Source organism: Segniliparus rugosus ATCC BAA-974, from assembly GCF_000185725.2.
Lineage (GTDB): Bacteria > Actinomycetota > Actinomycetes > Mycobacteriales > Mycobacteriaceae > Segniliparus > Segniliparus rugosus.
Genome location: NZ_KI391953.1, coordinates 1,137,306 through 1,157,588, shown reverse-complemented (window position 1 = coordinate 1,157,588; position 20,283 = coordinate 1,137,306). Strand labels below are relative to the sequence as shown.

Annotated in this window: 22 protein-coding genes and 1 tRNA gene; 13 read left to right on the top strand and 10 right to left on the bottom strand. The window is 67.5% G+C overall.

What is annotated here, in order from left to right:
• The first annotated feature begins 67 nt into the window (after nucleotides 1–67).
• From HMPREF9336_RS05680 to HMPREF9336_RS05670, 3 genes are all read left to right on the top strand, one after another.
• Nucleotides 68–742 carry a sensor domain-containing protein gene (locus HMPREF9336_RS05680; RefSeq protein WP_021030170.1) on the top strand — a complete coding sequence of 225 codons (675 nt, stop codon included), beginning with the start codon at nucleotides 68–70 and terminating at the stop codon, nucleotides 740–742.
• A gap of 5 nt (nucleotides 743–747) precedes the next feature.
• Complete coding sequence (locus HMPREF9336_RS05675) at nucleotides 748–1,305, top strand: hypothetical protein (protein ID WP_021030169.1); 558 nt, start codon at nucleotides 748–750, stop codon at nucleotides 1,303–1,305.
• Between the two features lie 118 nt (nucleotides 1,306–1,423).
• The gene (locus HMPREF9336_RS05670; RefSeq protein ID WP_007469868.1) at nucleotides 1,424–2,098 is read left to right on the top strand and encodes a sensor domain-containing protein; all 675 of its coding nucleotides are present in this window, start codon (nucleotides 1,424–1,426) and stop codon (nucleotides 2,096–2,098) included.
• On the opposite strand, the gene HMPREF9336_RS05665 is transcribed toward HMPREF9336_RS05670, so the two are convergent.
• Complete coding sequence (locus HMPREF9336_RS05665) at nucleotides 2,095–2,655, bottom strand: 5-formyltetrahydrofolate cyclo-ligase (RefSeq protein WP_021030168.1); 561 nt, start codon at nucleotides 2,653–2,655, stop codon at nucleotides 2,095–2,097. The two genes, HMPREF9336_RS05670 and HMPREF9336_RS05665, sit on opposite strands and share 4 nt — an antisense overlap.
• Nucleotides 2,656–2,910: 255 nt before the next feature.
• Here HMPREF9336_RS05665 and HMPREF9336_RS05660 point away from each other — a divergent pair, with 255 nt between their 5' ends.
• The 10 genes from HMPREF9336_RS05660 (at nucleotide 2,911) to HMPREF9336_RS05615 (ending at nucleotide 11,066) form a co-directional block, all read left to right on the top strand.
• Nucleotides 2,911–3,786 carry a UTP--glucose-1-phosphate uridylyltransferase gene (locus HMPREF9336_RS05660; RefSeq protein WP_425277261.1) on the top strand — a complete coding sequence of 292 codons (876 nt, stop codon included), beginning with the start codon at nucleotides 2,911–2,913 and terminating at the stop codon, nucleotides 3,784–3,786.
• Between the two features lie 9 nt (nucleotides 3,787–3,795).
• Nucleotides 3,796–5,049, top strand: coding sequence for a molybdotransferase-like divisome protein Glp (glp, locus tag HMPREF9336_RS05655; protein ID WP_007469862.1), 1,254 nt, complete (start codon nucleotides 3,796–3,798; stop codon nucleotides 5,047–5,049).
• Between the two features lies 1 nt (nucleotide 5,050).
• The gene (locus HMPREF9336_RS05650) at nucleotides 5,051–5,698 is read left to right on the top strand and encodes a GNAT family N-acetyltransferase (protein WP_040584647.1); all 648 of its coding nucleotides are present in this window, start codon (nucleotides 5,051–5,053) and stop codon (nucleotides 5,696–5,698) included.
• Nucleotides 5,699–5,765: 67 nt separating this feature from the next.
• Complete coding sequence (sepX, locus tag HMPREF9336_RS17400) at nucleotides 5,766–6,692, top strand: divisome protein SepX/GlpR (protein WP_021030165.1); 927 nt, start codon at nucleotides 5,766–5,768, stop codon at nucleotides 6,690–6,692.
• Nucleotides 6,693–6,784: 92 nt separating this feature from the next.
• Nucleotides 6,785–6,857: transfer RNA gene (locus HMPREF9336_RS05640), tRNA-Ala, on the top strand.
• Between the two features lie 241 nt (nucleotides 6,858–7,098).
• Entirely contained in the window at nucleotides 7,099–8,703 is a 1,605-nt protein-coding gene (locus HMPREF9336_RS05635) for a flavin-containing monooxygenase (protein WP_007469856.1), read from the top strand.
• Between the two features lie 3 nt (nucleotides 8,704–8,706).
• The gene (locus tag HMPREF9336_RS05630; RefSeq protein ID WP_007469854.1) at nucleotides 8,707–9,273 is read left to right on the top strand and encodes an SRPBCC family protein; all 567 of its coding nucleotides are present in this window, start codon (nucleotides 8,707–8,709) and stop codon (nucleotides 9,271–9,273) included.
• A gap of 135 nt (nucleotides 9,274–9,408) precedes the next feature.
• Complete coding sequence (locus HMPREF9336_RS05625) at nucleotides 9,409–10,044, top strand: hypothetical protein (protein WP_040585095.1); 636 nt, start codon at nucleotides 9,409–9,411, stop codon at nucleotides 10,042–10,044.
• A 188-nt stretch (nucleotides 10,045–10,232) separates the two neighbouring features.
• On the top strand, nucleotides 10,233–10,643 hold the full coding sequence (locus HMPREF9336_RS05620) for a hypothetical protein (protein ID WP_007469849.1): 411 nt from the start codon (nucleotides 10,233–10,235) through the stop codon (nucleotides 10,641–10,643).
• Between the two features lie 3 nt (nucleotides 10,644–10,646).
• Complete coding sequence (locus tag HMPREF9336_RS05615; protein WP_007469847.1) at nucleotides 10,647–11,066, top strand: hypothetical protein; 420 nt, start codon at nucleotides 10,647–10,649, stop codon at nucleotides 11,064–11,066.
• Nucleotides 11,067–11,081: 15 nt separating this feature from the next.
• On the opposite strand, the gene lepA is transcribed toward HMPREF9336_RS05615, so the two are convergent.
• The 9 genes from lepA to HMPREF9336_RS05570 form a co-directional block, all read right to left on the bottom strand.
• Nucleotides 11,082–12,920: a translation elongation factor 4 gene (gene lepA, locus HMPREF9336_RS05610; RefSeq protein ID WP_040584646.1), complete on the bottom strand. Its 1,839-nt coding sequence runs from the start codon at nucleotides 12,918–12,920 to the stop codon at nucleotides 11,082–11,084.
• A 69-nt stretch (nucleotides 12,921–12,989) separates the two neighbouring features.
• Entirely contained in the window at nucleotides 12,990–14,015 is a 1,026-nt protein-coding gene (locus tag HMPREF9336_RS05605; protein ID WP_007469844.1) for an aquaporin, read from the bottom strand.
• 81 nt (nucleotides 14,016–14,096) lie between these two features.
• Entirely contained in the window at nucleotides 14,097–14,561 is a 465-nt protein-coding gene (locus HMPREF9336_RS05600) for a nitroreductase family deazaflavin-dependent oxidoreductase (RefSeq protein ID WP_007469842.1), read from the bottom strand.
• Nucleotides 14,558–15,058, bottom strand: coding sequence for a nitroreductase family deazaflavin-dependent oxidoreductase (locus HMPREF9336_RS05595; protein WP_007469840.1), 501 nt, complete (start codon nucleotides 15,056–15,058; stop codon nucleotides 14,558–14,560). The genes HMPREF9336_RS05600 and HMPREF9336_RS05595 overlap by 4 nt, the downstream gene beginning before the upstream one ends.
• Before the next feature lie 261 nt (nucleotides 15,059–15,319).
• Nucleotides 15,320–16,582, bottom strand: a complete 1,263-nt coding sequence (locus HMPREF9336_RS05590) for an acyl-CoA dehydrogenase family protein (RefSeq protein WP_007469838.1) — start codon at nucleotides 16,580–16,582, stop codon at nucleotides 15,320–15,322.
• Nucleotides 16,583–16,592: 10 nt separating this feature from the next.
• Nucleotides 16,593–17,465: an SDR family oxidoreductase gene (locus HMPREF9336_RS05585; protein WP_007469837.1), complete on the bottom strand. Its 873-nt coding sequence runs from the start codon at nucleotides 17,463–17,465 to the stop codon at nucleotides 16,593–16,595.
• 58 nt (nucleotides 17,466–17,523) lie between these two features.
• Complete coding sequence (locus HMPREF9336_RS05580; RefSeq protein ID WP_007469835.1) at nucleotides 17,524–18,393, bottom strand: MaoC/PaaZ C-terminal domain-containing protein; 870 nt, start codon at nucleotides 18,391–18,393, stop codon at nucleotides 17,524–17,526.
• A 13-nt stretch (nucleotides 18,394–18,406) separates the two neighbouring features.
• Complete coding sequence (locus HMPREF9336_RS05575) at nucleotides 18,407–18,841, bottom strand: type II toxin-antitoxin system Rv0910 family toxin (RefSeq protein ID WP_007469833.1); 435 nt, start codon at nucleotides 18,839–18,841, stop codon at nucleotides 18,407–18,409.
• 74 nt (nucleotides 18,842–18,915) lie between these two features.
• Entirely contained in the window at nucleotides 18,916–20,118 is a 1,203-nt protein-coding gene (locus HMPREF9336_RS05570) for a lipid-transfer protein (RefSeq protein WP_007469832.1), read from the bottom strand.
• Between the last annotated feature and the right edge of the window lie 165 nt (nucleotides 20,119–20,283).

Sequence of the window (20,283 nt, the reverse complement as noted above, 5' to 3'; positions counted from 1 at the left end):
AATTCGTCGCGCGCCCGTCACAGCTATTCCTGTGCGCTTATCACGATCCGATCACTACACTGAGATCATGCTCCCATGCTTCCGGCTGCGCGCGGCCCCTCTCGTGCTGTGCGCAGCGCTCAGCCTCGCCAGCTGCACGCCCCACGCGGCCAAAAAGAAAACGGACGACCCGGACCGAAGCGTGGGGCCCATCGTCGCCGACCTCTCCCCCGAGCTGCTCAGCCCGCAGAGCGACAAGAAACACAAGAACCCCGAGGAAGTCGCGTTCGTGAGCGTGGACCCGGCGAACTGCGCCGGAGTGGCCCAGGAAGTGGACCCGCCGTTCCTCATGCACGACCCGGTGACCCTCAACAACGGCTCCTGGGCTCAGGACTCGGGACGAGTGAGCATGATCGAGGAGATCGTCGGCGTCTATCACTCCGACTTCGAGCCCGAGCAGGCCATCGCCTCTGCGGCCAAGACCGTGGAGAGCTGTCAGGGCACGGCTTTCACCATCCGCACCCGGATCAGCAACGCGGGCACGTACCGGCTGCTCCCTCACAAGGACTCCGGCTCCCCGAACATCCTGTTGTGGTCCTTCGCCTCGACCTCGCGGGACTGGGCCTGCGACAACGCGCTGGTCGCCGCGTACAACGCCGCGGTGGAGATCACGACGTGCTCCTTCACCAACGGCACCGACGTGCTCTCGCTCGCCAAGGGCGCGTTGGACCGCATCAACAAGCTCGCGAAACCCCTGGACTGAGCCACATGCCAGCACGTCGACCTCTGCGCTGCGCGCCGTCCCTCGTCGCCGCGATCATCATGGCCGTCTCCTCCTGCGCCCACCCCGGCAAGGACGGCGAAAACGGGGAGCCGTCCACGCCCAAAGTGGCTCCGATCCCCGCGGACGCGATCCAGCAGCTCTTCGAGCCCGGCCACTTCGACGCCAGCGGCAACTTGGAGAACATGTACTCCAGCGCCTCCCCGCCCGAATGCCGGGGCTTAGTGCTGGAGGTGGACTCGCCGCTGCTCATGCGCGACCACGTGGCCACGGCCTCCGTCATCGCGCCGAAGCCAGGGGACCCCGAGCACGCGCAGATCGTCGAGATCGCGGCCATCTACCGGGACGACTTCTCGCCGACCGACCTGATCGCCGAGGCCGCCAAGACGAGGGAACGCTGCCAGGGCACGCCGATCACCGGCTCCACCCAGGGCGGGGCAACAGCACCTTCCAACTGGTCGGGCAGCCGGACTCGGGGTCGCCGAACGTCCTGCTCTGGACCCTCGCCGCGGTCGGCAAGTCCTGGTTCTGCAACAACGCGCTGATCGCGGCGCACAACGCCGCCATGGAGGTGACGTCGTGCTACCCCACGCCCGCACCGGGGATGAAGGAACTCGCCCAATCCGTCTTGCTCCGCATCCAGGGCCAGGCTCGGACTCGGCCATGAGCCGGGCGGCGGCATTGCTGCTCGGCCTCGCGCTGTTGGCCTCGGGCTGCGAGCGCCCCGCGCCCGCCCGGCACGAAACCGCGCAGGCGCAGGCCCCCGACGTGGGCCCGATCCTCCCGGCGGAGGCTCCCGAGCTGCTGAGCAAACCCGGCGAGCTCGTCATCGGCGGCACGCAGGCGCATCAAGCGGACTTCACGCACAGCGTCTACACCCATGCGGATCCGGCGCAGTGCCCGTTCATGGTGGCCGAGGAGTCGCCGATCCTGCCGAAAGGCCCGATCGCGCGAAACTCGGCGTGGTGGGGCACAAACGGCACGCACACCGTCATCGAAGTCGCCTCGGTCTACTCGCGGGGGTTCGACGCGGCAGCCGCTTTGGCCGAAGCCCGGCAGCGGCTCGCGGCGTGCTACGGCAAGCGGGTCGACGCGTTCACCGACCGGGGACCGGGCGAGCCGGGGATGTTCCAGCAAGGGCCGGAAGCCGGGACGGCGAACGCGCAATTATGGTCGTGGGGCAGGGCGAACGTGTGGACCTGCGCGTACGGCCTCGTCGCGAAGTACAACGCAGTGGTGCTCGCCGCCGCATGCGAACAGCGCGGCGACTTCGACCTGCGCGCGCTCGTCCTCGCGAAAGAGCGCCGGATGGACCAGCTCGCCCATCCGCAGGTCTAGCGCGCGTCGTCCAGGCGGACTAGATCCGTCGGAGTGAGCGCCCAGCCGACGCGCCGGTCGTGCGGTTCGCGCGGCAGCCCCTCGACCACTTCCGGATCGTCGACGACTGCGACCAGCCTCGCCTCAGGGTCGGCATGGCGCAAACTGCGGTCGTAATGCCCCCCGCCCTGGCCGAGCCGGGTTCCGAAGCGATCGACCGCGAGCGCGGGCACCAGCACGAGCGCGGCTTCCGCCAGCGCCTCCGGCGGCAGATCGGGGCCGTCCTGCCGCCACTGCCGCCACGCGAGCGCCGCGTCAGGGCCGACCACGACGGGGACGAGCACCCGAGAGCCGCGTTCTGCGAACGCCGCCAGCATCCGTTCGGTTCCCGGCTCCAGCCTGGTCGGCACGTACGAGCTGACCACGGAGCCGGGGCCGAGCCGTTCGGCCAGCTGCGCCGCCCGTGCGTCCACTGCCGCGTCCCTCGCCGACCGCCGCGCGTCGGCGAGCGCGCGCCGCGCGGTCCGGATGCGAAGACGGAGGTCGGCCTTGCGCCGCGCCGAGAGCTGGGGATCCATCGGAATATCGGTACTCAGGCTTCAGAGAGGGAAAAGAAAGGGCGGCCCGCTCAACCCAGCCCTAGACGGGGGGAGGGGAAACAAGGCCGAGGAGCGGGCCGCTCCAATAGAGTAGCAGAAGGTTCCAGCGCGCGCAATGCATCTGCTCCCCGGCGATTTCCGACCGTCCTCCCCAGGCATTTTCCGATCCGACCCTTTAGGCTGTCAGACATGGCTGCGCAAGAGAACACCCCTCCCCCCGTGCCCCGCCCCGGCATGCCCCACACGGCGGTCGTCCCGGCGGCCGGCATGGGCACGCGCTTCCTCCCCGTCACCAAGACCGTGCCGAAGGAGCTCCTCCCCGTCGTCGACACGCCGGGGATCGAGCTCGTCGCGGCGGAAGCCGCCGCCGCCGGGGCCGACCGGCTCATCATCGTGACCTCGGAGGGCAAAGACAGCGTCATCGCGCACTTCGTCAAAGACCTCGTGCTCGAAGGCGTCCTCGAGGCGCGGGGCAAATCCGCGATCCTCGAACGGGTGCGCCGCGCCCCCAGCCTCATCAAAGTCGAGTCGGTGACCCAGAACCAGCCGCTCGGGCTGGGCCACGCCATCGCCCAAGTCGCCCCGTCGCTCTACGTCAACGGCGACGACGCCATCGCGGTGCTCCTCCCCGACGACCTCGTGCTGCCGGTGGGGGTGCTGGAGCGGATGGCCGAAGTCCGGGCGGAACGGGGCGGGAGCGTGCTCTGCGCATTCCCGGTCCCGCCGGAGGAGATCAGCGCGTACGGCGTTTTCGACGTGGTGGAGCCCGAAGGCCCAGTGCGCAGGGTCCGGGGCATGGTGGAGAAGCCGTCAGCGGACAAGGCGCCCTCCAACCTCGCCGCCGCCGGACGCTACATCCTGGACCGGCAGATCTTCAGCGCGCTGCGCCGGGTCGCGCCGGGCGCGGGCGGGGAAATCCAGCTCACCGACGCGATCAGCCTGCTCATCGAGGAGGGGCACCCGGTCCACATCGTCGTCTGGGAGGGCGAGCGGCACGACCTCGGCAACCCTGGCGGCTACCTGAAAGCCTGCGTCGATTTCGCGCTGGACCGAGAAGAGTACGGGCCCGGCCTGCGCGCTTGGTTGATCAGCAGGCTCGGGCTGAGTTAAGCTCCCCGCGTGCGATCAGTCGCTGAACAGCTCCGGCGCGTCCTCACCGCCGCCGTTGCCCCGAGCCCCATCCGCGTGGCGATCTCCGAGGCGCAGGGTTTGCAGTGCGCCGAGGACGTCATCTCCGGCCGCTCCTTCCCCGGCTTCGACCAGGCCGCCGTCGACGGTTACGCCGTCCGAGGCGTCGACGTGTCGTTGCCGGAGCCGAGCGACGAGGACCCGCATCCCGACCCGCTGGTGCTGCCGGTGGTCGGCGACATCGAGGCGGGCAGCAAGCAGCCAGCCCGGCTCCAGCCGCACCAGGCCGTGCTGCTGCAGACCGGCGCGCCGCTGCCCTCCCTCGCCGACGCCGTCCTGCCGATCGCGTTCACCGACGGCGGCATCGAGCGCATCCGGGTGGACCTCGGCGTGCGGTCGGGTGACTTCGTCCGCAAGGCGGGCGACGACCTCAAGGCGGGCGACGTCGTCGTCCGCTCGGGCACGATCATCGGCCCCGCGCAGGTGGGCCTGCTCGCGGCGGTCGGCCGCGACCGGGTGCTCGTGCACCCCAAACCCCGCGTCTCGGTGCTGTCGGTCGGCGGCGAGCTGATCGACGTGGACCGCACCCCCGGCAACGGCCAGGTGTACGACGTGAACTCGTACGCCCTCGCGGCGGCGGCGCGGGACGCCGGGGCAGAGGCGCATCGGGTCGGCATCGTCTCGCACGACGTGCGCGAGATCAAAGACATCGTGGAGGGCCAGCTCGGCCGCGCAGAAGTGGTCATCATCTCGGGGCCGGTCGGCGGCGACATCGGCCGCAACGTGAACCAGGCGCTCTCCGAGCTCGGCCCGTGGGAAGTCTCCAGGGTCGCCATGAGCCCCGGCTCGGTGCAGGGCTTCGGCGCGCTCGGCGAGGAAGGCGTCCCGACGTTCTTCATCCCGAGCAACCCGGTGAGCGCGCTCGTGGTGTTCGAGGTGATCATCCGCCCGTTGATCCGCGCGGCGCTGGGCAGGCTCTCGCCCAAACGGCGGGTGATCAAAGCGGTGGCGACCGAGACGCTCGCCTCGGTGCTAGGCCGGACCAGCTACATCCGGGGCAAGCTCATGCGCGACGACGAGACCGGCGAATACCTGGTCGAACCCCTCGGCGGCGTGCTCGCGAGCAATCCGCACCTGCTCTCCCAGCTCGGCGAGGCGAACTGTCTGATCAACATCCCCGAGAACGCCTCAGGCGTGCGCGAAGGCGAGTCGGTGGACGTGATCTTCCTGGGGCAACGAGGCTGAACTGGCAACAGCGGTCAGGAATCCCGTTCTCGGCCCGGTCAGAACCCCCGCCGGCGAGGTCCGGCTGCGCCCGATCCGACTGACCGACGCGCATCTCTGGAGCCACGCGAGGACCGTCGACCAGGCGCATCTAGAACCGTGGGAGCCGGGGCTTTGGCAGGATTGGGAAACCAGGCACCAGGCGCAGAACTGGTTCCCGCTCTGGCGGCAGTTGCGCGCCCAGACCAGAAAAGGGCTCGTGTATCCGCTGGTCATCGAGGTCAACCAGAAATACGCGGGCCAATTGACCATCGGCGGACTGCAGCGCGGCGCGCTGCAGTCCGCGTGGCTCGGCTACTGGGTCGCCGCCCGCGCCTGCGGCGGCGGGGTCGCGACGGCGGCGGGAGCGCTGGCGCTGGACTGGTGTTTCGGCCCGCTGAGGCTGCACCGCATCGAGGCGACCGTCCGTGCCGAGAACCATCCGAGCAGAGCCGTGCTCGGCAAGCTCGGCTTCCGCCAGGAAGGGCTCATCCGGGACTACCTCCGCGTGCAAGGCGAGTGGCGCGACCACCTCCTCTACGGGCTCACCGCCCCGGAGACCGGCAGCGGGATCGCCGCCCGGCTCGTCCGGGAGGGCAAGATCCTCGGCGCGGCACCCCCGGCGGCCTAGCAGGCGCGGCTACTCTGAAATCACACATGTGTAATTTGTCGATCGACGCGTGAAGGAGCTGGGTCAGGTGTCAGTGCCCAATTCGATCCTCTCGGTGCTGCTCGTGGTGGTGTGGTTGTTCGTCCTCGTCCCCATGTTCGTCAACCGCCGCCCGAAGGTGATGACCGTGAGCCAGACAGCGCTCAACACCCGCGTCCTGTTCCGGGGGGGACTGGACAAGCTCAAACACCGCATTCGTCCCGGCGTCGCCGGCGACGCCCCGGTCGAGCGCGAGGAGGAAGACGAAGAAGAGGCGAGCACCGCGCGCCGCCCTGTCGCCGAAGTCTTCGCGGAAGAGCACGACGAGGACTTCGAGGTCGCCGACGAAGCCGAGTTCGTCGAGGACGACGTGCCGCCGAGACGGGCGCGGGAAGAGGAGATCGTGGACGAAGCCGAAATCGTCGCCATCGCCGACACGGCGGAGGCGGACGAATACTCCGAACTCGAGGAACAGGACGAGCTGGAGGACGAGCAGCTCGCACGCCTCGCCCACCGGCTCGGCAGGGGCGGCTACAACCCGACCGCCGACGCCTCGGCCCGCGCGCAGCGCTACGCGGTCCGCCAACGTATCGTGCTGGGCCTGTTGATCTCGCTCATCGCCGCAGCGGTCCTCGCCTTCGCGATGAGCTCCTTGGTCTGGTACGCGGTGGCCGCGATTGCCACCGCCCTCGTCGGCTACCTCGCCTACTTGCGCCGCCAAGTCCGCATCGAGGAACGCATCCGCGCGCGCCGGATGGCCCGCTTCGCCCGCACGCAGCACACGCGTGGGGAAGCCGAGCCCGCCCGCCGCGCCCCCGCCCCGCAGCGCGAGCCGGGGCGGAGCGAACGCGCCGCGCAGCGCCCCGCCAAGAAAGCAAGGGGCCCGCAGGTCGTTGCCATCGACGACGACGACCCCGATTTCGCAGACCTGCCCTCGCCGCACGAAGGCAGGCTCCGCCGCGCCTCCGGCGAGTAGCGCCGAAGCACAGGCCGCACGGCTGGGACGGATTTGAGAACCGGCACATCGATCAGCTACACTGGTCGAGCTTTGACAGCAGTCAGAGCGCTGGGGCTGTAGCACAGTTGGTAGCGCGCTTCGTTCGCATCGAAGAGGTCAGGGGTTCGATTCCCCTCAGCTCCACAGAGACCAGGGCCGGTCAGAAGAGATTCTGACCGGCCCTGAGCCGTTTTTGGACAAGCCCGGCGCGCCGGAGCCCCGGCGCGCTTCGCTCCGCGCCTCCCCGCAGCATGTCGGCGCAACCTGTCTTCTCCTCCGCCCCACTCCGTTGACTTTGATTCAATATATGACCGGGATTCACAAATCGCTCCGATCTGTGCTAGTTTGACTCCCACAGACAAGCGATCATGTGAGGTAGATTCGAGTGGCAAGTCACAACGAACCGCAGTACGAAGTGGTGGTCATCGGCGCTGGAGCGGGCGGCATCTGCGCCGGGATCAAACTGCAGGAGCAGGGGATCGACAATATCCTCCTGGTCGACCGCGACCACGATTTCGGCGGCACTTGGCTGGCCAACACTTACCCGAACGTCGGGGCCGACCTCCCCTTCCTCGTCTACCAGTTCTCCTTCGCGCCTAAGCCCGACTGGGACCGGTTCTTCGCGAAGGGGGCGCAGATCCAGGAGTACCACGTCAGCCTGGCGCTCCAGGCCGGGTTGGACAAGAAGGTGCGGTTCAACACCAACATCGTCAAGGAGGAGTGGGACGAGGAGAACCACCGCTGGCTCCTGCATGTCGAGGGCGGCGAGATCATCACCGCGAGGTTCGTGCTCAGCGCGATCGGCGCGTACATCAATCCGAAGGACAAGCCGGACATCCCCGGCCTCGACGAGTTCGAGGGCAAGACCATGATCCCGGCCCGATGGGACCACGACTACGACTTCACGGGCAAGCGCGCGGCGATCATCGGGGTCGGGTCCAGCGCCGTGCAGATCGCGCCCGCGCTCGCCGAGCAGGTCTCCTCGCTCGACATCTACCAGCGCACGACGCAGTGGTACTTCCCCAAACCGGATTTCAAGACCCCTCGCTGGCTCACTTCTTTGCTCAAGATCCCCGGCGTCGCCGGTTTGACCAACAGGGCTATCCTCGCGTGCGTCGACGTCGGCCTCGCGGTGCTGATCCACACTCCCGACGCGGTGTTCCAGCCTGCGGCCAAAATCTTCGACATCGGAGCTTTGCAGCTGTACAAGCTATGGCTGCGGATGACCGTGCGGTCGAAGGAGAACCGCAAGAAGCTCACGCCGAAGTTCGGCGCGGGCTGCACCCGAGGCACCCTCGGCGGAGGCTACCTCTCGGTGTTCAACCGCTCGAACGTGCAGCTGCACACCACCTCGATCCAGCGGATCACCAAGAACGCCGTGGTCACCTCGGACGGGGTCGAGCATCCTATCGACGCGCTCGTCCTCGCGACCGGCTACGAGATGTTCTCCGACCCGGAGACCTACCGCGAGGGCACGGTGATCGGCCATAACGGCTTCGACCTCGGGAAGTTCTACAACACCGTGGGGCTGCGCACCTATCACAGCACCGCCGTCGCGGGGCTGCCGAACCGCTGGGTGCTCGTCGGCCCGTACTCGTGGACCGGCAACGCCTTCCACTCGATCCTGGAGATCGCCATGAGCCACATCGGGGCCGCCCTCGGCGAGGCGCGCACGCGCAAGGCGACGCGGATGGAGGTGCGCCAGGAGGCGCAGGACTGGTTCCAGGCGGAGATGGTCAAGAACGGCCGCAACCTGCACCATTACTTCAGCGTCCGCTGCGCGGGGTCGAACACGTATTTCGTCAACTCCCAGGGCGAGGCCATCTACGTCCGCCCGTGGACGGTCACAAGCTCCCGCAAGAACAGCGTCGGCTTCCCTCGGGAGGACTACACCTTCGCGACGTTGCCCGCGCGGCGGCCGGCTGCGGACGCGAAGGCTGCCGTGCCCGTCGAGGCGGCTGCCGTCCCCGTGCCCGCCGAGGAGGGGTAGCCGATGCCGTACGCCTTCTTCGCAAAGCGCCGTTTCCAGGCCACCGAGCCGGTGTCCGCCGAGAGCTATCCGGAGTTCGTCGAGCGGGCGCAGTACTGCGTCGTGAGCGAGGCCGAGTACCCGTACTCGGTCGAGCAGGTCTGGGGCGCGATCAGCGGCGAGCGGATGTGGTCCTGGCTGCCGACCTGCTGGGGTCCGCGCTACCCTGCGGGCGGCGGGGCTCCCGGCGTGGTCCGCGACTGGCAGATGTACGTGTTCGATTGGCTCTACTACTCCCAGCACGAGCGGATCTTGCACTGGGAGCCGCTGCGCAAGATCGCGTACACCGTGGACAACGCGACTCTGCCGTTCTTCGGGTCGTGGCTGGAGGAGTACCTGATCGAGCCGACCGCGGACGGGAAGGGGACGCGGCTGCGCTGGACGTGGGCGATGAAGATCCGTTTCATCGGCTGGCTGCCGTTGCGCTGGCTGGCGCCGATCCTGCGTCCGATCTTCGAGTTCGCGTTGCGCGGGGTGATCCGCGAGATCGAGGGCGGCCCGATGAGCGCCCCGAAACCGACCTCGGCCTAGTCCCTATCCCTTTTCGAAAGGAAGACCACAACCATGCCAGATTGGCCGTCGCCGCAGAGACTGGAAGAACTCGCTCCGCAGTTGCGGGAGGCGTTCGCCTCACGGACCCGCCTGATCAACTCCGCCCCTGAAAGCGTGCTCGCCGGATTGGACGAGCTGGCCGCCGCCGACCCCGCTGCCGCAAGCGATTTGACGGCGCTGTGGATCGACGCGCTGGGACGCGCGGGACGAATGGCCGCCTTGGAGGCGGTGTTCTTGCGCGGGAAGCCGTTGGGGACGAGAACCGGGCTCACTCAAGCCCATTACATCGCGAGCCATTACGGCAGGCTCGTCGACGCGGCACTGCGGTTCGGATTGGGCCGCTGGTGGCAAGGCCACCACTTCTACGACGAGGGGCGCTGGGGCATCACCAACACCGCCTGGGGGTTCCGCTGGGTCTGGCGGATCATGTTCCCCGGCTACCCCCGGCTCCCTGGCGTGCGGGAAGCGCGGGGAGAAGAGGTCTTCGACTTCCGCTGCGTCGTGGTCGACGACGCGAAGACTCCGGGGCATCCGGTCACGCTGCTGGACTGGTGCCTGCCGGACGGGAAGATGAACGCGCTGGTCACAAGGGCTGTGCGGCCCTTCGTGCGCTGGTTCGTCTGGGACTTGACTCGTAGCGAATTGGTGGGTCTGATCGACGGAGCCATCATCCTCGCTCGGATCCCGGTCCGGATCCCGTTCGGGAAGAAGTGGCGCACGACCACCTTTTATATGCACCATTGGCTCTGACGGCACGACTCGGCGGGGGCGTTCTCGTGGGAGCCGCCGACGGTCCCGATGGAACCAAAGCGCCCGCGTCCTCGAGGCACCTTCGGGCACTCGATTTCAGGCCGAGGGGAACAACCGAATTCGCGATATCGAACCTCGGGCGGGCAAAGCGCCGCGAGCCGCCTCCTTCGCATGGCTATACTTCCGCCATGCGACGTACCCTTCTCATCGGGCCGCTCTGCCTGTGCTCCGCGGTCTCCGGCTGCGCCGACCACAAAAGCGGCAGCGGGGACCACAACGTGACCTACGAGATCACCGCAAACGGGCTCACCGGCAAGGTCAAGATCAACTACCTCTCCCACATGGACCAGAACAGCCCGAACAGAAAGGTCAACTCGCGCCGAAGCTCGGACTACGCTGCTGTCCCCTACACCAAAGAGGTGGCCCTCGGCGACTATTGGGACCGCGCGCACATCTACGCCCGCGCCGCGTCGTCGAAAGACTCCAAGGCCACGCTCACCTGCACGATCAAACACGACGGGACCGTGGTGGCCACCAAGACCGGCAACCAGTCCGTGAGCTGCGACGCCCCGAGGGGCGCGGCGGACGAGAGCAAATAGACGATGCGGCCGATCCAGCTCGCAGCCGTCCTCGTCGCGGGCGGCCTGGTTTTCTCCGGTTGCGAATCGAACGCCAAGGACGAAGACTCCGACGTCACCTATGAGATCACCTCGCTCGGGCAGGGCGCGGTGCGGGTCCGCTACCTGAAAGAGACCCGGCCGGGCGACGAGCCCGGCAAGTTCCGCGCCGCCGAGGGGCAGCAGAACACGAAACCCCCGTTCACCGTGCAGGTCCATCTCGGGGACGGGTGGACGCACGCCTGGATCGAGGCGAAGACCGAGCCGGTGGACCGGACCATCAAGCTGCACTGCGTGCTCAGGCACAACGGCGCGGTGCTGACCGAGGGGGACGGGATGGGCTTCGTCTCCTGCCGCGCCCACTCGAACGGCGCGCCGCCGCCCCCGCCCCGTCCGTCCGCGTGACGGCCTCGGGCCGGCTCAGTCCTTTTTCTTGCCCTCGTCCCCGACTGTGAGCGCGGCGATGAACGCCTCCTGCGGGACTTCCACCCGTCCGATGGTCTTCATCCGCTTCTTGCCCTCTTTTTGCTTCTCCAAGAGCTTGCGCTTGCGGGTGATGTCGCCGCCGTAGCATTTCGCGAGCACGTCTTTTCGGATCGCGCGGATGTTCTCGCGGGCGATGATCTTCGAGCCGATGGCGGCCTGGATCGGCACCTCGAACTGTTGGCGCGGGATAAGCTCGCGCAGCCTGCCGGTCATCTTCGCCCCGTACGCCTGCGCCGCGTCCTTGTGCACGATCGCCGAGAACGCGTCCACCGCCTCGCCCTGCAAGAGGATGTCCACCTTCACCAGGTCCGACTCCCACTCCCCCGAGCGCTCGTAGTCCAAGCTGGCATAGCCCCTGGTGCGGGACTTGAGCTCGTCGAAGAAGTCGAAGATGATCTCGCCCATGGGCATCTGGTAGACGAACTCCAACCGGGTCGGCGAGAGGTAGTCCATGCTCGTCAGCTCGCCGCGCCGGGACTGGCACAGCTCCATGATCGCGCCGGTGAACTCGTTCGGCGCGATCACGGTGCAGCGCACGACCGGCTCGAAGACCCGCGCGACCTTCCCGCTCGGCCATTCCGCCGGGTTGGTCACGGTCACTTCGGACCCGTTGTCCAGCTCTACCCGGTACACCACGGCGGGCGCGGTGGCGATCAGATCCAGCCCGAACTCCCGCAGCAGCCGCTCTTTCGTGATCTCCATGTGCAGGAGGCCGAGGAAGCCGCAGCGGAAGCCGAAGCCCAGCGCCACCGAGGTCTCGGGCTCGAATGTCAGCGCCGCGTCGTTGAGCTGCAGCTTCTCGATGGCCTCGCGCAAGTTCGGGTAGTCCGAGCCGTCGATCGGGTACAGGCCGGAGAAGACCATCGGCCTTGGCTCCCGATAGCCGGGCAAGGCGTCAGTCGCCCCGTTCCTGGCGCTGGTCACCGTGTCGCCGACCTTGGACTGGCGCACGTCCTTCACGCCGGTGATGAGGTAGCCGACCTCGCCGACCCCGAGGCCTTCGCACGCCTTGGGCTCCGGGGAGACGATTCCGATCTCCAGCAGCTCGTGCTGTGCCTTTGTCGAGACCATCTGGATGCGCTCGCGCGGGGTGAGCTTCCCGTCCACCACCCGCACGTAGGTGACCACGCCCCGGTAGGTGTCGAAAACGGAGTCGAAAATCATCGCGCGGGCGGGCGCGTCCGCGTCGCCCTTCGGCGCGGGCACGAGCCGGACCACCGCGTCGAGCAGCTCTTTGACGCCCTCGCCGGTCTTTCCGGAGACCGAGAGCACGTCGGCGGGGTCGCAGCCGAGGATGTGCGCGAGCTCGCCCGCGTGCAGCTCCGGCTCGGAGGCGGGCAGATCGATCTTGCTCAGCACCGGGATGATCGTGAGGTCGCGGTCCATCGCGAGGTAGAGGTTCGCGAGGGTCTGCGCCTGGATGCCCTGTGTGGAGTCCACGAGCAGGATCGCGCCCTCGCACGCCGCGAGCGCGCGGGACACCTCGTAGGTGAAGTCCACGTGGCCGGGGGTGTCGATCAGGTGCAGGACGTAGTCCTCCCCGTCCGTCTGCCAGGGCAAACGGACGTTCTGCGCCTTGATGGTGATGCCGCGCTCGCGCTCGATGTCCATCCGGTCCAGGTACTGCGCGCGCATCGAGCGCTCGTCGACGACCCCGGTGAGCTGGAGCATCCGGTCGGCCAGGGTGGACTTGCCATGGTCGATGTGCGCGATCACGCAGAAGTTGCGGATGCGCGCGGGGTCGGTGAACGTGGTGTCAGCGAAAGTGGGGATCTTGCGTGTCCTTTGGCCTCAGGGACGATGTCGGCGCGGTTCTGTCAGCTCTGTCAACGCACCATCATCTCACGAGGACTCGTGCTGCTGCGAATCTTCGCCCTCAACAGGAGTTTCTTGCGCGGTCTCGCCCTCGCCAGGCCCGTCCTGCTCGGACTCCTGATCCTCAGGCTCGGGCTTCTGATCCCCTGCCTCCGTGTCCTCTTCCTCCGGCTCGGGCTCCTGATCCTCAGGCTCGGGCTCGACGAACTCGGAGTCCGCTTCTTCCTCCTCCTCTTCCGTGTCCTCTTCATCTTCCTCCGCTTCCTCCGCCTCCGCGACCGGGCGCGGCGCGACGAGCTCCCGGTACAAGAGCGCGCCGATGTACGCGCCGATCAGCGGGAACAGCACGAGGACCGGCAGCGCTTGAAAGGCCGACGCGTACCCGTTGAACACCACGTCCGGCACGCTCGCGGCGGGATAGACCATGTTGCCCAGCCAGAACGTCGCGCCGACCGCGGCCCCGATCCACGCCGCGGCTTGGGGCTCCTGCCGGAACCTGTCCCGAGCCGCGAGCACCGCGGCCACCAACAGCGCGGGCAGCAGGATCAAAAGCGGCCACTGGGCGAGGAACCAGGGGACCTGTCCCTGCCGCGCGCCCACCAGATGGTCCACGCTTGCGCGCAGCGCGGAGCGGGCCGCGTCGTCCAGCGGCGGACGCATCGCCCACACGAGGCCGTACGCCGCGAAACCCGCCGTGAACTGCACGAACAAATACACCCATGCCAACTCCGCCCGGATTCGGCCGAGCAGGCCGACCGCAGCGGTGACGACCGGGTTGAAATGACCGCCCGAGACCGGCCCGAAGAGGAAGAACAGCACAGCGGCGGACAGGCCGACCAGCGCGGGAGCCGTCGAGCCGTCGACCGAGGCGATCACCAAAGCAAGGAAGAACGTCCCGAGGAACTCCGCGAGCAGACGACGGACGATCCCGCCGTCCGAGAGTTCGGGCCCTTCGTGCTCGCCCAGCTCCTCGCCGGTCTCTTCTTCCTCTTCTTCGGGAACAACCGCCTCTGGGAGGACCGCCTCGGCCTCATCGATCTCATGATCTGTCACACATCCACCCTACCGGTAGCCGATGCGCGATTCCGACTGCGGGAGGCGCGAGATCCCAGCTCGCGCGGCGGACCGCTCCGCTCAGCGCACGAGTTCGAAGAGCCGGATGCGCCGGTCGGTCTTCGCCTGGTATTCGGCGAAATTCGGAGCTGTCTCGACAAGGCGCGCCCAGATCTCCTCGCGCTCCTCGGCCTCCAGCTCCCGCGCGACGGCTTCGAGCGTCTGGCCTTTCACCTCGATCCGCACGTTCGGATGCGCGAGCAGGTTGTAGACCCAGGCCGGATGCTTCTGGTTCCCCCAGAACGAGCCGATCAGGTACCAACGGCCCTCCACGTCCAGATAGAACAGCGGGGTCTGCCGAGGCTCGCCCGACTTCGCGCCGACCGAGTGCAGCACAAGGAACCGGTCCGCCCCCGCGTACGGCCCCTCCTCGACCACGCCTCCGGTGCGGCGCAATTGCGCCACCACGTCCTCGTTGAACGCGTCCAGCTCTGCCCGGTTCGCGAACACGGTCTTCCCATGCCCGATCTGCTCTGCGCCGCTCATGGCTGCCATCCTCGCACCAGCTCGAAGAGCGGGATCACCCGGCTGGTGCTCTTCTGATACTCCGCGAAGCCGGGAGCCCTCCCGACGAGCACCGCCCAGATCCTCTCGCGCTCGGCCCCGGCCAGCTCCTGCGCGGTCACCTCGAACGAACGCACCGAGCCCTCCTCGCCGGGGACGTCGACCCGGACCTTCGGGTTCGCGCGCAGGTTGTGCGCCCACCCCGGAGCCTTGGGGCTGCCGCCGTAGGAGCCGACGAGGAACCACCGCCCGTCGACGTCCAAATGGTAGAGCGGGTTCGTCCTCGGCTCGCCCGACTTCGCGCCGACCGAGTGCAGGACGATCAGCGGCATGCCCGCGTACCGTCCGCCGACTTTGCCGCCGTTCGCCTGGAACTCTTCGAGCACGCCGGGGTTCACCAAGCCCGTCGCGCCGGGGTCGTACCACTTCATGCCCTTCGGCAAGGTGTGCCGCAACTGCGCTTCGCTGTGCTCCGTCATACCGGGAACAACCAAAGCGGCGCGGGGGCTTATTCCGTTTCGCGCGCCGGGATCACAACGGCGCGGGCATCGCAGAGGCCGCCGCGTAGCTCCCCGTTCGCCGGTTGCACGACGCTGGTGTCCGCAGCTGGGGGAAGGGCGTTGAGCGCCTCGTTCAGCGGAGCGTCCTCCGAAGCGCACCCGGCGGCGACAAGGGCGAGGACGAGCAGACCCCGGCGGACCCACGAGAAGGCGGACCCGCTTGGATCCTACGGCGCGCGGCTAGGCCGAGAGCAGTCCCTTCGCGATGTGCGTCACCTGGATCTCGTTGCTGCCGGCGTAGATCATGAGCGACTTCGCGTCCCTGGCCAGCTGCTCGACCCGGTATTCGCGCATGTAGCCGTTGCCGCCGAAGAGCTGCACCGCCTCCATCGCGACTTCCGTCGCAGCCTGCGAGGAATAGAGCTTCATCGCCGAGGCCTCCGCGAGGGTGGGCTGTTTGCCCGCGCGGGCCATCTCGATCGTGCGGAACACCATGTTCTCGACGTTGATCCGCGCGACCTCCATCTGGGCGAGCTTGAGCTGGATGAGCTGGAAGCTGCCGATCTCCTGGCCCCACAGCTTGCGGGTGCGCGCGTACTCCGTGCACAACCGCAGGCATTCCTCGATGATCCCGAGCGAGAGCGAGGCGATCCCGGTCCGCTCGGTCACGAAGTTCGACCGGGCGCTCTCCCGCCCGTCGCCGGACTCGTGGTCCTCGGTCTCGCCGAGGAGGCGGTCCTTCGAGAGCCGGACGTCGGTGAAGAACAGCTCCCCGGTCGGGGAGGAATTCATGCCCATCTTCTTGAAGGGCTTGGCCTGCACGAGGCCCTCCATGCCCGTGTCGAGCACGAAGGTGAGCACCTTGCGGGCGCGGCGGTCGGTCCCGGAGCCGTCGTCCAGCTTCGCGTAGACCACGATGACGTCGGCGTCGGGCCCGTTGGTGATAAAGGTCTTCTGGCCGTTGAGGATGTAGTCCTCGCCGTCGCGGCGCACCGTGGTCTTCATACCGCCGAACGCGTCGGAGCCCGAGTCGGGCTCGGTGATGGCCCATGCGGCGATCTTCTCCGCCGTCACCAGCTGCGGCAGCCAGCGCTTCTGCTGCGCGAGGGTGCCCTTGGCCATGATGGTCCCGGCTCCGAGCCCAAGGCTCACCCCCATCGAGGCGATGATGCCGAGGCTCACCCCTGCCAGCTCTTTGGAGAGCACTGCCATGAGGCTGTCCTGGCCGTCCGCCCCGAGCCCGGCGGCGGACGTCTTCTCCTTCTTGGGCAGCTCCTCGCCACGGGCTTTCGCGGCCTCGCGCTCCTCTTTCCTAGCGAGCTGCTTCTCTAGCGCCGCGACGGCCATGTCGGCGATCCCGAAGTCCACGAAGAGCTTGCGGATGATTGGATACGGCGTGAGTTCGCCGGATTCGAGCTGGTCGCGCACCGGCTCGATCTCCTTCGCGATGAACTCGCGGACCGCGCCTTGGACCAAGAGGTCGGTTTCTGACCATTCGTACATGCTGGTCCTCCTATCCTGCGAGATGCTTCGCGACGAGATCGACGCTCCACGGGCCGTCGGTCTCATAGCTGTTCACTTCGTGCCAGCCGCCCAGTTCGGCGATATACCCGCCGCCGACGCGGAACACCTTGCCGGTGACCTCGCAGTCCGCCGTGGCCAAATACGCCACGAGCGGGGAGATGTTCGCCGGGGAGAACCCGTCGAACTCGCCATCCGGCACTTCTTCGGCGAAAATCGCGCCCATGCCGGGCGTGGCGAGGGTGAGCCGGGTGCGGGCCATCGGGGCGATGGCGTTCGCCCGCACCCCGTAACGTTCCAGCTCGCTGGCCGCGACCTGGGTGAGCGCGGCGATGGCGGCTTTCGCCGCCCCGTAGTTGGCCTGGCCGTCGTTGGGCACGGTCACCCCGGAGTCCGAGACGGTGTTGATGACCGAGGCATTGGGCTGGCGGCCCGCCTTGCTCTCCTCTTTCCAGTACTCCGAGGCGTGCCGCAGCACGTTGAAGTGGCCTTTCAGATGCACGGCGACAACCGAGTCCCACTGGGACTCTGACAGGCTCGCGATGAACCCGTCGCGCAGGATGCCCGCGTTGTTGACCACGACGTCCAACCGCCCGAAGTCGCGGACCGCCTGGCCGACGAGGTCCTTCGCCCCGTCCCATTCGGCGATGTTGTTCGTGTTCGCCGAGGCTTCGCCGCCGAGGGCGAGGATCTCCTTGACGACTTCCGCCGCGGGCCCGGCGTCCTGGCCGGTGCCGTCGTTCGCTCCGCCGAGGTCGTTGACCACGACCTTCGCGCCTTCCTTCGCGAACAAGAGCGCATGCTCGCGTCCAATGCCGCGTCCGGCCCCGGTGATCACCGCGACGCGTCCGTCCAATGCTCCCATGTGTTTTCCTCTGTTCAATCGTTCAATCGTTCAATCGTTCAATCGGCGATCGCGTTGTTCAATCCGCGATGAGGACGAGACCGTCTTTGATGACCACGGCGTCCCCGACCGTGGTCTCGTACGCGTAGCTGACCGCTCCGTCTCCGGAGCCCGACCGCCACAGCGTCGTCTCCAGTTCCTGCCCCGGCAACACCGGTTTCGCGAAGCGGACCGCGAGGCGCTTGAGCCGCTCGGTCTTCCCGTCGGCCAGCGCGGTCAGCGCCGCCCACGAGGTGAAGGCGAGCGTGCACAGGCCGTGGGCGATGATGCCCGGCAGGCCTGCCTCAAGCGCGACTTCCCGGTCCAAGTGGATCGGCATCGGGTCGCCCGATGCCTCGCTGTAGCGATAGGTCTGGTCCTCGTCCACACGAGCGCGCACCCGCGCCGCGGGAGCCTGCTCGCGCAGCGCCTCTGGGAACTTGTGCTCGGGCGCGAGCACGCCGGCCGTCTCGGGGTTGGTGAACTTCCGGATGAAGAAGGTCACGTACTGCTCGTTGACCAGCTCGCCGCTCTCCAACCGGGTCTCGATGAGGGTGACCCCCCGGCTGCCGTTCTCCAGCCCGTCGAACCCGATCATCTTCGATCGGGTCAAGAGCACATCGCCCGGATAGATCGGCCGGTGGAACCGGAAGTCCTGCTCGCCGTGCAGCACGAGGCCGAACAGTTGCAGCGGGACCACTTCGAGCACCGGCTCGGTCATGTTCTCGAAAACCGGGACGATGGCGAACACCGGCGGGGCGACGAGGCCAGCGCGGTGCTCGGGGATCGGGTCGTTCGTCGCCTCGGCGTATGCGACGATCGCTTCCTTGGTCACCTCGTAGCGGGACTCTTCGGTCCATTTGTCGAGGCCGTCCGCGTCAAAACGCAGCTCTTCAGTCGGTGCAGACATCCGCCGCCTCCGCTCAGGACTGCAGAAGCTCGGTGAGCTTCGCGATCGAGGCCTCGAGATCCTTCAGGCCGGCTTTCTCGATGGCCTTGGCGAGCGGGCCTTTGATGATATTGCCGCTGAACTCGCTGCCGATGGTGACCTTGGTCCCGTCGCCTTCCGGTTCGAGCCTGATGCTGGTCGTGGTCTTCACCCCGGCCATGCCCGTGCCGGTGCTCTTCCAGAACTTGTTCTCCTCGAACTCGTCCACGGTCCAGGTGATGACGTTCGCCATGCCCATCATCGTGACGACCTCGGCGTACTGCGAGCCTTTCGCCAGCTTTGCGGGCATTTCGCCCTTCCACTTGGTGTGGATGGTCATCCACTTGCCGTAGTCCTCGAGGTTGGTGATCCCGGCCCAGACCTTTTCCGGCGGCAGGGGGACGGTAGTGGTTGTTTCAATGGCGCCCATGGGGTGCTCCTTCTCTCGATATTCCTTGTTCTTTGGCGTTGGTTCTTTGGTGTTGCGGACGGGGGTCGGACTGCTCAGCGGACGGCGCGCTGGTAGGCGGTGACGACCGCGGCCCCGCCGAGGCCGATGTTGTGCTGCAGCGCGGCGGTCACGCCGCCCACTTGGCGTTTGTCCGCGTCGCCGCGCAGCTGCCAGGTGAGTTCGGCGCACTGCGCGAGCCCGGTGGCCCCGAGCGGGTGCCCTTTGGAGATGAGCCCGCCGGAGGGGTTGACCACCCATGTGCCGCCGTAGGTTGTCTCGTTGTTCTCGACCAGCTTGCCGCCCTCGCCCTCGGCGCAGAGCCCGAGCGCCTCGTAGGTCAGCAGCTCGTTCGCCGAGAAACAGTCGTGCAGCTCGACGACCTGGAAGTCTTCTGGCCCCAAGCCGGACTGGTCGTAGACCCGCAGTGCGGCCTGTTTGGACATGTCGTAGCCGACGATGTTCTTCGCCGTGCCGTCGAAGGTGGACTGGAAGTCGGTGGTCATCGCCTGTCCGACGATCTCCACCGCCCGGTCCGCGAGCTGATGCTCGGCCACGAACGCCTCGCTGGCGAGGATCGCGGCGGCGGAGCCGTCCGAGGTCGGCGAGCACTGCAGCTTGGTGATCGGGTCGTAGATCATCCGCGAGGCGAGGATGTCGTCGAGCGAATACTCGTCGCGGAACTGGGAGTTCGGGTTGTTCACCGAGTGGCGGTGGTTCTTCTCGCCGATCTTCGCGAAATGCTCGGCGGTCGTGCCGTAGAGCTTCATATGCTCGCGGCCCGCCGCGCCGAACATCCACGGGGCCGGGGGGAAGAGCACTTCCGAGATCTCGGCGAGCGCCATGATGTGCCGCTCCATCGGCTGCTCCCTGTCGTCGTAGGTGGAGCCAAGCGAGCCGGGCTGCATCTTCTCGAAACCAAGCGCCAGCACGCAGTCCGCCAGGCCGCCCCGGATCTGCTGCGCCGCGAGGTAGAGGGCCGAAGATCCGGTCGAGCAGTTGTTGTTGACGTTGACCACGGGCACGCCGGTCATGCCGAGCTCGTAGACGGCGCGCTGTCCGGAGGTCGACTCGCCGTAGACGTATCCGACGTAGGCCGCCTCCACCTTGTCGTAGGAGATCCCGGCGTCCGCCAACGCGTTCGTGCCCGACTCGCGGGCCATTGCCGGATAGTCCCACCCCTCTCGCCGACCCGGCTTCTCAAACTTCGTCATCCCGACGCCGACCACGAAAACCCTCTCGCCTTTTCGCTTGGCCATGCTCTTCCACCTTTCGCCTTAGGGCGCCGCAACAGCGCCCTAACATTGTTATGCCTTCATTGAGATGGAGCGTACCACAACATGAGCTAATCATAACAATGTGATGTTGTCTACGTCATATGTATTGGTCACACCGCTATGTCCGGCGGCGCGCAGCAAAAAGCC

Bases quoted from the DNA above. Each gene is read 5' to 3' on its own strand.
- HMPREF9336_RS05680 (WP_021030170.1), top strand. From the start codon at position 68: ATGCTCCCATGCTTCCGGCTGCGCGCGGCCCCTCTCGTGCTGTGCGCA.
- HMPREF9336_RS05675 (WP_021030169.1), top strand. From the start codon at position 748: ATGCCAGCACGTCGACCTCTGCGCTGCGCGCCGTCCCTCGTCGCCGCG.
- HMPREF9336_RS05670 (WP_007469868.1), top strand. From the start codon at position 1,424: ATGAGCCGGGCGGCGGCATTGCTGCTCGGCCTCGCGCTGTTGGCCTCG.
- HMPREF9336_RS05665 (WP_021030168.1), bottom strand. From the start codon at position 2,655: ATGGATCCCCAGCTCTCGGCGCGGCGCAAGGCCGACCTCCGTCTTCGC.
- HMPREF9336_RS05660 (WP_425277261.1), top strand. From the start codon at position 2,911: ATGCCCCACACGGCGGTCGTCCCGGCGGCCGGCATGGGCACGCGCTTC.
- HMPREF9336_RS05630 (WP_007469854.1), top strand. From the start codon at position 8,707: ATGCCGTACGCCTTCTTCGCAAAGCGCCGTTTCCAGGCCACCGAGCCG.
- HMPREF9336_RS05620 (WP_007469849.1), top strand. From the start codon at position 10,233: ATGCGACGTACCCTTCTCATCGGGCCGCTCTGCCTGTGCTCCGCGGTC.
- HMPREF9336_RS05615 (WP_007469847.1), top strand. From the start codon at position 10,647: ATGCGGCCGATCCAGCTCGCAGCCGTCCTCGTCGCGGGCGGCCTGGTT.
- HMPREF9336_RS05600 (WP_007469842.1), bottom strand. From the start codon at position 14,561: ATGAGCGGCGCAGAGCAGATCGGGCATGGGAAGACCGTGTTCGCGAAC.
- HMPREF9336_RS05595 (WP_007469840.1), bottom strand. From the start codon at position 15,058: ATGACGGAGCACAGCGAAGCGCAGTTGCGGCACACCTTGCCGAAGGGC.
- HMPREF9336_RS05590 (WP_007469838.1), bottom strand. From the start codon at position 16,582: ATGTACGAATGGTCAGAAACCGACCTCTTGGTCCAAGGCGCGGTCCGC.
- HMPREF9336_RS05585 (WP_007469837.1), bottom strand. From the start codon at position 17,465: ATGGGAGCATTGGACGGACGCGTCGCGGTGATCACCGGGGCCGGACGC.
- HMPREF9336_RS05580 (WP_007469835.1), bottom strand. From the start codon at position 18,393: ATGTCTGCACCGACTGAAGAGCTGCGTTTTGACGCGGACGGCCTCGAC.
- HMPREF9336_RS05575 (WP_007469833.1), bottom strand. From the start codon at position 18,841: ATGGGCGCCATTGAAACAACCACTACCGTCCCCCTGCCGCCGGAAAAG.
- HMPREF9336_RS05570 (WP_007469832.1), bottom strand. From the start codon at position 20,118: ATGGCCAAGCGAAAAGGCGAGAGGGTTTTCGTGGTCGGCGTCGGGATG.